This window comes from Methylobacterium sp. WL18 (assembly GCF_008040015.1).
Taxonomy (GTDB): Bacteria; Pseudomonadota; Alphaproteobacteria; order Rhizobiales; family Beijerinckiaceae; genus Methylobacterium; species Methylobacterium mesophilicum.
In genome coordinates this window covers 1-10,830 of the sequence record NZ_VRVD01000105.1, presented here as the reverse complement: position 1 = coordinate 10,830, position 10,830 = coordinate 1, and the positions used below count along the sequence as shown (strand labels likewise).

Here is a 10,830-nt window from a genome sequence, read left to right as displayed (position 1 = left end):
CCGACTCGTTCCTGAACTTCTTCCGTTCGAGCGCCGTGACGCTCAAGGTCGAAGGCCTGTACGTGAACCTCGACCGCGGCACCCGCAACCAGGGTGTCCTGCTCGTCAACGCCGCCAACCTGGCACCGGCCTACGTGACCCCGATCGGTCGCCGCGACGACGAGTTCGCCGTCGTCCGCGCCGGCCTGAACTACAAGTTCGGCTCGTACTAAGATCCATCCCCGGCGCGCTCCCCGCGCCGGCCTCACTGGAACGGTTGAGAAAGCCCGGCCGAAAGGTCGGGTTTTTTCGTGTCTGGGGCCGGCATGCGGTGAGATGAAGTTTTCGCAACCGCCCCTGACAAAGCGTCACCGCACACCCATGTCCTCTGCGGCCGTGCGGCGCGTTCGAGCCCGCGGGTACGACTCGAGGAGGACGACTCCATGAATAGCGAAGAACGCGACGTCATCTCCGGTATCTTCCAGCGTCTGGAGCAGGCCCAGACTCAGCTCCGCGACGCGGAGGCCGAGCGCTTCATCGCCGACAAGCTCCGCACCCAGCCCTATGCTCCCTACGCGATGGCACAACTGATCTACGTGCAGGAAGAGGCGATCAAGAGCCTGAACCAGCAGCTCGAGCAGGCTCGCAGCCAGGCGGCCCCGGCTCAGTCCTCCGGCGGTGGCGGGTTCCTATCGAGCATCTTCGGTGGCGGTGGCAGTCAGCGCCAGGAGCCGCAGCCCGGCTACGGGCAGCAGCAGCGGCCTGCCGGCCAGCCCTGGGGTGGCGGCGCTCCCCAGGGCTATCCCCAGCAGGGTTACCCGCAGCAGCCGGGCTATCCGCCTCAGCAGCAAGGCGGTCCGTGGGGCGGCCAGCCCCAGGCCGCTCCGGCCCGGGGCGGCGGCTTCATGGCTACCGCGCTCCCGATGGCGGCCGGAGCGGCTGGCGGCATGCTACTCGGCAGCGCCCTGTCGAACGCTTTCGCGGGCGGGCATTCGAGCCTCGGCAGCGCTGCGGCAGCTGGCCTCGGCGGCGGTGGTGAGACCGTCGTGAACAACTATTACGGCGACGGCGGCAACCAGGATCTCGGCTCTGCCCTCGACGGCGGTGGTGGCGGCAGCGACTTTCAGGATGCCAGCTTCAGCGATCCGTCCGGTGATTTCGGCGGCGACCTCGGCGGCGGCGACGACAGCGACTGGACCTGATCGATCCAGCCATACCGACACGATGCCCGGTCGCGCTCACGCGCGGCCGGGTTTTTTGTGTCGACTTGCACGGCTATCTGAAGCGGCCTCAATGTCGAACGCTCCGTCAGCGGGGCGCGACTGACCGAAGCGCCGACGTTCGGTATCGTCGTCGTCAGCGCCCGAGCTTGAGTCGATCCGACGCGGCCGGAGCCTGTATCGTGGTCGGAGTCGCTCCAGGCTCTGGTCCTGAATTCTCCCAGTGGGCGAAGGCGACGCTGGCGAGGATGATTACGATGGCAACGGGGAACAGGAAGCGTGACATGGGCCGGAAACCGAAGCTTTAAGCCTCGGTTCCGACGGTGCGGCTATCGGGCCGGAGCCGTGGTGCTGGTGCCGGCGCCGACACCCGGTCGCGCGGTGCCGGTCCCAGGCACGGTCGCGGCACCCGCCGCGCCCGTTGTGGTGCCAGTCGTCGCGGCGGGTGCGCCCTCGTTCATCTTCTGGCTGTTGCTCTTGACCGAACCGGGATTGTTCATGTTGCCGGTCGCACTGCCGCCGCCGGCGGGCTGCTGGGCATAGGCGGTGCCGGTCAGGGCGACGGCGAGCGCGGCCGCAAGGCCGTAAATCTTGATGCGCATGTGCGTTTCCTCGGTTCGGCCCCTCTTCGGGCTCCCAGGACAACGCGGTCGGACCCGGTCCGTTCGTTGGGGATGTGGCTCCACCGGCGGCGGCGCATCCGAGCGGCGCGGTCAGCGGCTCGGCGGATCGATCCACACCCGTGGGCTGGAGGTCGTCGGATGGCCCGGGATATCGCTTTTCCGGGGCGGCCGAGTCGGGGCGGCCGTGGGCGTAATCGATCCGGTCGTCAGCGGGTCGGCCCAGGACGACGCGAGTTCGGCGACTTGTACCGCTGGCGCAGGCAGATTGCTCTGATATCCCGCCACGATGGCGGCGAGCCCGGTGCCGACCAGGACGAGGGCCAGCCCGTCGATGATCCTATGGCCCAGTCTCGGCATATCACCCACGCATGTTGAGGAGCCATCGGGCTACGACCGTAGGCTTAACGAACCGTGCCCGGATCCGGCGGATCTGCGGGGGACTGCGCAACGATCCGGGTCGCCGGGCGCTTACCGCGACACGATCCGATGGGAGGCGACATCCATGGAAGCCAGTGACCTGAAGCAACGCCCACCCTTCCGGGTGACCACGTTTCGCGATGACCATGAGGTCATCTCCGAGGATGTCGAGACCGAAATCGCCGCGCGGACGCGGTTCGCGTCGGCGATCGACCTGTGCAAGACCCGGGAGGACGCGCATTCCCACCGCGTTACCTTGCAATCCGCGGGCGCGACGATCGCGGTCTGGCCTGAATCCGGCGCATGATCGAGAGGATCGGCCATGCATGACCTCCTGCCGAAGGCCGCGACCCTCGGGGCTTTGCTCATGGCGCGCAAGCAGACGCTGGCGGTCGCGGAATCGTCCTCCGGGGGGCTCGTCTCGGCGGCGCTCCTCTCGGTGCCCGGCGCCAGCGCGTATTTCCTCGGCGGCGCCATCGTCTACACCGCCGAGGCCCGTGCCGGCCTTCTCGGCATCGACGCAACTGCGATGGCCGGCCTGCGCTCGGCCTCCGAGGCCTATGCCGCCCTCCTGGCCCGGACGGTCCGGGAGCGGCACGGCGCGACCTGGGGCATCGCCGAGACCGGCGCCGCCGGCCCCAGCGGCAACCGCTACGGCGATGCGGCCGGGCATAGCTGCCTGGCCGTCAGCGGTCCGGTCACGCTGGTGTCCACGATCGAGACCGGCGGTGCGGACCGGATCACGAACATGCGGGCCTTCGCTGGCAGCCTCCTCGATTTGCTGGGCCGGGCTCTCACGGAAGGACACTGAGCGGCGGGGACGCCGGCGGGCCGGAACGGGGTTGCCGGCCCGACGTTCCGCCCTGTCGAACCGGCATCGCTCCAGGAGATCCCCGTGCCTCAGAGACACCCGCTTCGGTTGTGGGTCGTGCGCCATGGCGAGAGCTCCGGGAACGTCGCCCGCGACGCGGCCCAGGCTGCTGGCGCCGCGCGCATCGACATTCCGGAGCGCGATGTGGACGTGCCGCTCAGCGCGCTCGGTCATTCTCAGGCGGAGGCGCTCGGACGGTGGTTCGCGAGCCTCGCCGACGACGAGCGCCCGGACCTCGTCCTCGCCTCGCCGTACCGGCGTGCGGTCGAGACGGCCGAGGGAATCCGCGCAGCGGGCGGCGTCGCTTCCGGAACGCCGCGGCTCCTCGTGGACGAACGGCTGCGCGAGAAGGAGTTCGGCATCCTCGACCGGCTGACACGGATCGGGATCGAGCGACACCATCCCGAGCAGGCCGAACTGCGGCGCGATCTCGGCAAGTTCTACCATCGCCCGCCGGGCGGCGAGAGCTGGTGCGACGTGATCCTGCGCCTGCGCAGCGCCCTCGACACGATCGGCCTGCACCATGACGGGCGCCGGATCCTCCTGGTCGCCCACCAGGTGGTCGTGCTGTGTCTGCGCTACCTGCTGGAGGAGATGACAGAGGCCGAGATCCTGGCGATCGACGCCCAAGGGGACGTGCCGAATTGCGGCGTGACCGAATACGCGTTCTCGGCCTCCGCGGCGCCCGGCGGCGGGCTTGTTCAGGTCCGCTACAACTTCGTCGCACCCCTTGAGGCGGAGGGCACCCCCGTTACCTCCGAACCCGGTGCCGGCGCCGCCACGACGTAGGTCGTTCACGACGGCGGCCTCAGCGCCCGGGGGAAACCATGAGCACCGTCACGCCGGTCACCGAGCATATCCTCCGCAGCATGGCCCCGCCCGAGCCGGACGGCGACAGCAAGGACGAACGTGGCCGTGTGCTCATCGTTGCCGGGTGTATGGGCCTGCCGGGCGCGGTGCTGCTGGCGGCCCATGCGGCGCTCCGGGTCGGCGCCGGAAAGCTGCAACTCGCGGTCTGCCGGGACCTGGCGATCCCGATCGGGATCGCGGTGCCGGAGGCGCTGGTCGTCGGTCTCGATCAGACCGAGGACGGTGGCATCGCCCGCTCCTGCGCCGAGGCGCTCGCGAAGCGGGCCGCCCGCGTGGACGCGGTTTTGGTCGGACCGGGCATGTCCGAGGATGCCGACGCCGAGGGCGTCACCGGGGCTCTGGTCCGCGGGGCCGGCGAGGCCGCGCTCGTCCTGGATGCCGGCGCCCTCGCCGCGTTGCGCGCCGAGCCCGATCTGACGCGGAGCCTGTCCAAGCCGGCGATCATCACCCCGCATGCCGGCGAGATGGCGCAACTCCTCGATGAGGATCGCATGGCGATCGAGGCGGATCCGCTGGCGGCGGCACGACGCGCGACCGAGCGCTTCGGGACGGTCACGGTCATGAAGGGCGGCCGCACCCATGTCGTCGCCCCGGATGGCCGCGCCTGGTGCTACGAGGTCGGCCATGTCGGGCTGGCTACGTCGGGCTCCGGCGACACGCTCGCGGGCCTCGTCGTCGGCCTGCTCGCCCGCGGTGCCGAGCCGGAGGCGGCCGCCCTGTGGAGTGTGTACGCCCACGGCGAGGCCGGGCGCCGGCTCGCACGCCGCTACGGCGGCATCGGGTTCATGGCCCGCGAGATCCCAGGGGAGATCCCGTTCATCCTGGCCGAGGTCATGACGTAGCGGCTTGCCGGCAGTATCGGACCGAAGTGTTCGCGATGACGGAGAACGGCGCGAACGCTGCGCCTCACTCCGCCGCTGTCGCGGAAATCCCGTTTTCTTCAGCCGACCCGAACTGCGCCTCGTGCAGGCGGCGATAGACGCCGTCGGCATCGAGCAAGGCCGCATGCCGCCCCTGCTCGACGATGCCGTCCTCGCCCAGCACCACGATGCGGTCGGCGTCGCGGATCGTCGCCAGCCGATGGGCGATGACCAGGGTCGTTCGCCCCTGCGCGAGGTCCGCCAGCGCCTGCTGGATCTCGCGCTCGGTCTGCGTGTCGAGGGCCGAGGTCGCCTCGTCGAGGATCAGGATCGGCGGGTTCTTGAGGAACACCCGCGCGATGGCGATCCGCTGCTTCTGCCCCCCGGACAGCCGCACCCCGCGTTCGCCCACCACCGTGTCCAGCCCGGTGGGCAGGCTGTCGATCAGCGCGCCGAGACGGGCGCGGCGGGCGGCTTGGTCGATCTCGGCCTCGGTGGCGTCGAGGCGTCCGTAGGCGATGTTTTCGCGGATCGTGCCAGCGAACAGGAACACGTCCTGCTGCACGATGCCGATCTGCCGCCGGAGGGAGGCGAGGGTGAGGGCGCGCACGTCGATGCCGTCGATCGTCACCCGCCCCGTCGCGACCTCATAGAAGCGTGGCAGCAGCGCGCACAGCGTCGTCTTCCCGACGCCCGACGGGCCGACGAAGGCGACCGTCTCCCCCGCGGCGATCGCCAGGTCGAGGCCGCCGAAGATCGGGCGGCTCGCATCGTAGCCGAAGCTCACGTCCTCGAAGCGGATGTCGCCGCGCAGGCTGCCCGCATCGAGTGCGTCCGGCCGGTCCACGATGTCGGGTTCGGTGGCCAGCAGGTCCTGGTAGCGGCGAAAGCCCGCCACCCCCTTGGGATAGGTCTCGATCACCGCGCCGATCTTCTCCAGCGGGCGGTAGAACACGCCGACCAGCAGCAGGAAGCCGACGAAGCCGCCGGCCGTCAGGTCGCCGCGGACCACGAAGGCCGCGCCGCCGAGCAGCACTGCGATCTGGACCAGGCGCAGGCCCAGGTAGTTGATCGACAGGCTGGCCGCCATGAGCCGGTAGGCTTCGAGCTTGGTGTCGCGGTAGCGGGCGTTGTCGCGGGCGAACAGGGCGCGCTCGTGCTGCTCGTTGGCGAAAGCCTGCACGACCCGCATCCCGCCGACATTCTCCTCGATGCGCGCGTTGAAGGCGCCGACTCGGCCGTACTGCGTCTGCCAGTTCCGGGTCATGCGACCCCCGTAGCGCAAACTCACGAAGGCGATGACCGGCAGGATCGCGCCGGTGATCAGGGCCAGGGTCGGATGGACCCAGACCATGAGCGCGAAGGCGCCGATGAGCGTCATCACGGCGATGAACAGGTCCTCGGGCCCGTGATGGGCGACCTCGCCGATCTCCTCCAGATCCTTCGTCACCCGGGCGACGAGGTGACCGGTCTTCTGTCCGTCGTAGAACCGGAACGAGAGCTTCTGCAGGTGATCGAAGGCCCGCGCCCGCATCGTGGTCTCGATGTTGATGCCGAGCACGTGGCCCCAATAGGTCACCACCACCATCAGGCCGGCATTGGCCACGTAGACCAGTGCGAGGCCGCAGGCCGCCAGCACGATCAGGCTCCAATCCTGCTGCGGCAGCAGCCGGTCGACGAAGACCTTCACGGCGATCGGAAAGCCGAGTTCCAGCAGGCCGGACAGCACGGCGCAGCCGAAATCCGTCAGGAACAGCGTCCGGTGCGGCCTGTAATAAGCGAGGAAGGCCTTCAGCATGGCGGACGGGTCAACGCTCGGTGGCGCGTTCGAGGGGGCAGAGCGCCCCGCAGGACGGGACGCCCGGAAGGCGGTGGCGCAGGCAGCAGACGCGCCGCCGCCGGCAGCCCGACGCATCCGCGCACAGGGCCTGCGCAAGGGGGTTCCTACCGCAGGCGAGCGGGCCGCGCCATCCGAGCCTGCTCGCGGCGGCCGCGCAGGCCGGTTCATTTGCGCCGCCGAGTTCCCCGGCGACGTAGTCGAGGATCACCGCCGCGTTCCCCCACAGGACCCGGGGGGCGATGCCGCATCGGGCGTGGCACATTTCGACGAACGGGTTCAGGTGCCCCTCGACCAGACCCGCCAGGCCGGACGCGCAATCCGACCGGCAATCCGGGGTCTCCGCCGGGACCAGGAGGCGGGCGGGGCGGCCGGCATCATCGAGTTCGAGACGCGTCGTGTCGAAGCCGAGCGGCAGTGGGCGGCCGAGACAGATCAGTGCGGTCAGGGCCGGCGTCGCGAGGGCGGCCAGGTAGAACTGGCTCCAGTACGAGACCAGGACGCGCCGGTCGACGGCACCGTATCCGGCTCCGAAGGTTGCCAGCGTCGCGTCGAACACGGCCGGATCGCGCAGCGCGGCGACGGGAAGCGCCGTGGGACCGCCGGGCCCGACGGCGACGCCGTCCCGGTACGCTTCCAGCGACGCGGGGACGCGCGCGGCGACCGCCGCGATCATCGCGTCCCCGCTCCGTCGGCCCGAAGGGTCCGATCGACCGTCACCACGAGCCAAGCCACCGAGGCGGCGTAGATCGGCAGCGCTGCGCCGAAGTAGGAAGACCACCCCACCCACTCGGCGAGCGCCGGGGCGGCGACCCGGAGCGGCATCGCTGCGAAGAACGCTGCGCCGAACAGCAGCGCGTAGTCCGTGGCCGGCCTCGGTCCCTGGGCCCAGCGGTAGATCATATTGAACACCGGCACCCCCAGGATCCCGCCGCAGACGAAGTTCAGGACGGTTGCCCCGACAGCAACACCCACTGCGCCGGCAGCGCAGGCGAACGCCATCACGCCGCCGGAGATGAGGACGCCGACCGCCCCGACCGCGATCAGCCGGGCTGTGCCGAAGCGTGCGGCGAGGCCGCCCGCCACCAGCGCCATGACGAGATTGATCCCCGGCAGCACCGTTCCGGTGAGAAAGCCGACCTGCGCGAGGGGCACGCCGAGATCGAGCAGCGCCAGCGTGTTCGGCCCCGACAAGAGGTAGGCGGCGGCGAAGTAGGCGCCGAGCACCAGGATCCGCGCGCCGAGGGCGCGCAGCCGGGCGAACGACCCCGACCACCGTTCCGGCAGTCCGCCGGAACCGTGGAGGCGGGCCTCCGGATAGCCGAGGATCGGCAGGAGACAGAGGGCGTCGAGCGCGGCGCAGGCCAGAACGGCAACCCGCCATCCGAGGATATCGTAGGAGCCGACCAGGACGCCGACGCCGAGGATGCCGCCGAGGGACGCCCCGCAGAGCTTGGCGGAGGCGACGAACGCCCGTCGCTTCGCCGGGATCGTCTCGACGACCAGGGCCTCCAGGGCGATGTCCATGGTTGCGACGCAGGCACAGGCCGCGATCGCCAGCAGGAGCAGCGCCGACACCGGCCAGTGCTCACCGAAGCTCAGGGCGCCCAGCAGCAGGACCGTCACGCCCTGTGCGGCGACGATCCATCCGACCCGGTGATCGAGGAACGGCAGACGGATCCGGTCGATGGCGCCGGCCCACAGGAAGGTCAGGCCCACCGGAAGGTTGATGAGCTGCAGCAATCCGACTTCGGCGAGATCGAGCCCCCGGACCCGCAGGATCAGCGGCGCTCCGCCGGCGAGGAATCCGAGGGTCGCCCCGAAGGTCATGTACAGGCAGAAGAACGGCGCGAGGGGGCGAACGCCCGCCAGGGACCCGCCCAGACGCACCCCGACCTCGGCGTCGCTTGCCCGGGTCACCGGGTGCAGCATCGCATGCGCCGTCCGGCCTCGGGATCTTTGCCCCAAGCCTCATCGTGCCCCGATCGAGGTCCGTGTCGGTAGCGCCAGTTTATAATCAAACTAATTCAATATTCTTCTTTCGGTATACATGCTTAAACCGTGCAGATCGGACCCGGCAAGCCTTCGATGCTGGACAATATGCGCGCGGAGACCCGCGACATCGACCCGCCCTACCGCTCCGGCCCATACCCGGCCAGGAACACCCGGACTGCGCCGTCGACCTGATAGCGGATCTCGACCGCGCTCGCCGCGTCGCCGGCCGCGAAGAGCAGCCGCGTCATCTGGCCGGCCTGGCAGAGGTGCAGGAAGTGCCTTGCGGCGAGTTCGGTGTCGGCGACGCGGAGCCGGCCGGCCCGCACCTGGGCGTCCAGATAGCCCGACAGCCGCGCCACGCCGCAGGCCGGACCGGCCTCGTAGAAGGCCTGCCCAAAGCGCGGGAATTTCTCGCAGGCGCCGATCACCATGCGGACCACGGCCACGTGTTCTGGTCGACCCATCTCGGTCAGGAAGCTGGCGCCGAGTTTCGTCAGCACCGCCGGCACGTCGGGATCGTCGGCGTCCAGGGTGAACAGGGCCTCGGCCAGGCTGCTCTTCTCCCGGATGATCAGCGCCTCGAACAGATCCTCCTTGCTGTCGAAGTAGACGTAGAGCGTTCCCTTCGAGACGCCGGCTACCCGGGCGATCTCACCCATGCTGGCCCCATCGAACCCCGCCGACAGGAACACCGTGCGCGCGCCATCGAGGATCTGTCGCCGCTTGTCGCTCTCGATCGGTGACGATCCCCGTTCCAGCACTGCGCCCTGAATCATCACCCTGCTCCGCGTCCGAGACGCCGTTTCGCTTGACCGAACCGTTCGGTCAATTTACCCTGAACACAGATTCGACGTGCGTCAAGGCGCGTCCAGTGTGTTGACCGAACGGTTCGGTCATCAGGTCAGAGGCGCACGATGTCCCTTCGCGAGGATGGCGGCCGGTCCGGTTCGCACAGCGAGCCGTCGGACGAAGAGCGTGCCGAGGGCCCCGCGGCGGCGCCCGTCCAGCCCCGCGCCGCCGCGGTGGCCTCTGCGGCTCCAATCGCGTCGGAACCCGAGCCGGCCAGGAAGCGGCCGCTGCGGCGCATGCTGCTCCTCGGACTTCTCGCCGCAGCCCTGGCCGGCGGTGGCTACGAGGGCTGGCAATGGTGGAGCGTCGGGCGTTTCTTCGTCTCGACCGACGACGCCTACGTGCAGGCAGACATCTCGGTCCTGGCCGCCAAGGTCTCCGGCTATCTCGAGGCCGTGCCCGTGGTGAACGGCCTCTCGGTCAAGAAAGGCGACGTGATCGCCAAGCTGGACGACGGCGATTACCGCCTCGCGCTTCAGGCCGCGCAGGACAAGCTTGCAACGCAGGAAAGCACGATCGTGCGGATCGGTCGGCAGGTCGAGGCCGCGCAGGCGCAGGTCTCTCAGGCCTCTGCCCAGATCGACGCGAGCCGCGCCGATGCCGTGCGCGCCCAGGCCGACTTTGCCCGCGCCACCCAGATGCAGGCGGATTACGTCGCCAAGTCGCGGATCGACCAGGCCCGCGCCGACCGGGACCGCACCGAAGCCTCTGTGAAGGGCATGGAAGCCGGGCTGCTCGCGGCCCGGGCCAATGTCGACGTGCTCCAGGCCCAAAAGCGCGAGGCCGAGCGCCTGTCGGCCGAGTTGCGCACCGCCGTCGACCGCGCCCGGCGCGACCTCGACTTCACGGTGATCCGCGCCCCGTTCGACGGCGTGGTCGGCAACAAGGCGGTCGAGGCCGGGGCCTACGTGGCGCCGGGCACCCGGGTCGCGGCCCTGGTCCCGCTCCAGAGCGTGCGCATCGACGCTAACTTCAAGGAAACGCAGGTCCAGCGCATGCGCCCGGGCCAGCCGGTTATCGTGACGGTGGACGCCTACCCGGACCGCGAGATCCACGGGGTTGTCGAATCGTTCTCGCCGGCCTCGGGCTCGGTGTTCAGCCTGCTGCCGCCCGACAACGCCACCGGCAACTTCACCAAGATCGTCCAGCGCCTGCCCGTGCGGGTGCGGGTGCCCGAAGAGATCGCCCGCGAGGGGCTGCTGCGGCCCGGCCTCTCGGCCGAGGTGCGGGTCGACACCCGGACCGGCACCGACCGTTCGGTCCTGGACCAGGCCGCGAACCGGCGGTTCGACGCCGCAAGCCGCTGAGC

At 70.0% G+C, this 10,830-nt stretch carries 11 protein-coding genes and 1 pseudogene; 7 read left to right on the top strand and 5 right to left on the bottom strand.

The window, feature by feature from the left end; genetic code table 11:
- Both FV228_RS10835 and FV228_RS10830 read left to right on the top strand, forming a co-directional pair.
- A pseudogene (locus FV228_RS10835) lies at nucleotides 1-212 on the top strand (porin family protein); the annotation flags it as partial.
- Nucleotides 213-422: 210 nt separating this feature from the next.
- On the top strand, nucleotides 423-1,181 hold the full coding sequence (locus tag FV228_RS10830) for a DUF2076 domain-containing protein (RefSeq protein ID WP_147854635.1): 759 nt from the start codon (nucleotides 423-425) through the stop codon (nucleotides 1,179-1,181).
- Nucleotides 1,182-1,528: 347 nt separating this feature from the next.
- Here the strand turns inward: FV228_RS10830 and FV228_RS10825 are convergent, their stop codons facing one another.
- On the bottom strand, nucleotides 1,529-1,801 hold the full coding sequence (locus FV228_RS10825) for a hypothetical protein (RefSeq protein WP_147854634.1): 273 nt from the start codon (nucleotides 1,799-1,801) through the stop codon (nucleotides 1,529-1,531).
- A gap of 523 nt (nucleotides 1,802-2,324) precedes the next feature.
- Here FV228_RS10825 and FV228_RS10820 point away from each other — a divergent pair.
- The 4 genes from FV228_RS10820 to FV228_RS10805 all read left to right on the top strand — a co-directional run bounded on the left by FV228_RS10820 (nucleotide 2,325) and on the right by FV228_RS10805 (nucleotide 4,822).
- A complete protein-coding gene (locus FV228_RS10820) occupies nucleotides 2,325-2,546 on the top strand; it encodes a hypothetical protein (RefSeq protein ID WP_147854633.1) in 222 nt (73 codons plus the stop codon).
- A gap of 15 nt (nucleotides 2,547-2,561) precedes the next feature.
- Nucleotides 2,562-3,050 carry a CinA family protein gene (locus FV228_RS10815; RefSeq protein ID WP_147854632.1) on the top strand — a complete coding sequence of 163 codons (489 nt, stop codon included), beginning with the start codon at nucleotides 2,562-2,564 and terminating at the stop codon, nucleotides 3,048-3,050.
- A gap of 84 nt (nucleotides 3,051-3,134) precedes the next feature.
- Nucleotides 3,135-3,899: a histidine phosphatase family protein gene (locus tag FV228_RS10810; RefSeq protein WP_147854631.1), complete on the top strand. Its 765-nt coding sequence runs from the start codon at nucleotides 3,135-3,137 to the stop codon at nucleotides 3,897-3,899.
- 38 nt (nucleotides 3,900-3,937) lie between these two features.
- Nucleotides 3,938-4,822 carry an NAD(P)H-hydrate dehydratase gene (locus tag FV228_RS10805; protein ID WP_147854630.1) on the top strand — a complete coding sequence of 295 codons (885 nt, stop codon included), beginning with the start codon at nucleotides 3,938-3,940 and terminating at the stop codon, nucleotides 4,820-4,822.
- Nucleotides 4,823-4,886: 64 nt separating this feature from the next.
- Here FV228_RS10805 and FV228_RS10800 read toward each other — a convergent pair whose 3' ends face one another.
- The 4 genes from FV228_RS10800 to FV228_RS10785 form a co-directional block, all read right to left on the bottom strand.
- On the bottom strand, nucleotides 4,887-6,638 hold the full coding sequence (locus FV228_RS10800; RefSeq protein ID WP_147854629.1) for an ABC transporter ATP-binding protein: 1,752 nt from the start codon (nucleotides 6,636-6,638) through the stop codon (nucleotides 4,887-4,889).
- Between the two features lie 10 nt (nucleotides 6,639-6,648).
- Nucleotides 6,649-7,353: a siderophore-iron reductase FhuF gene (fhuF, locus tag FV228_RS10795; protein ID WP_147854628.1), complete on the bottom strand. Its 705-nt coding sequence runs from the start codon at nucleotides 7,351-7,353 to the stop codon at nucleotides 6,649-6,651.
- Nucleotides 7,350-8,609 (bottom strand): MFS transporter, encoded by a 1,260-nt coding sequence (locus FV228_RS10790; RefSeq protein WP_147854627.1) that lies wholly within the window; start codon nucleotides 8,607-8,609, stop codon nucleotides 7,350-7,352. Before FV228_RS10790 ends, fhuF begins: the two co-directional genes overlap by 4 nt.
- Nucleotides 8,610-8,809: 200 nt before the next feature.
- Nucleotides 8,810-9,448, bottom strand: a complete 639-nt coding sequence (locus tag FV228_RS10785) for a TetR/AcrR family transcriptional regulator (protein WP_147854626.1) — start codon at nucleotides 9,446-9,448, stop codon at nucleotides 8,810-8,812.
- A 138-nt stretch (nucleotides 9,449-9,586) separates the two neighbouring features.
- On the opposite strand from FV228_RS10785, the gene FV228_RS10780 reads away from it, so the two are divergent.
- Nucleotides 9,587-10,828 (top strand): HlyD family secretion protein, encoded by a 1,242-nt coding sequence (locus tag FV228_RS10780; protein ID WP_147854625.1) that lies wholly within the window; start codon nucleotides 9,587-9,589, stop codon nucleotides 10,826-10,828.
- The last annotated feature ends 2 nt before the right edge of the window (nucleotides 10,829-10,830 follow it).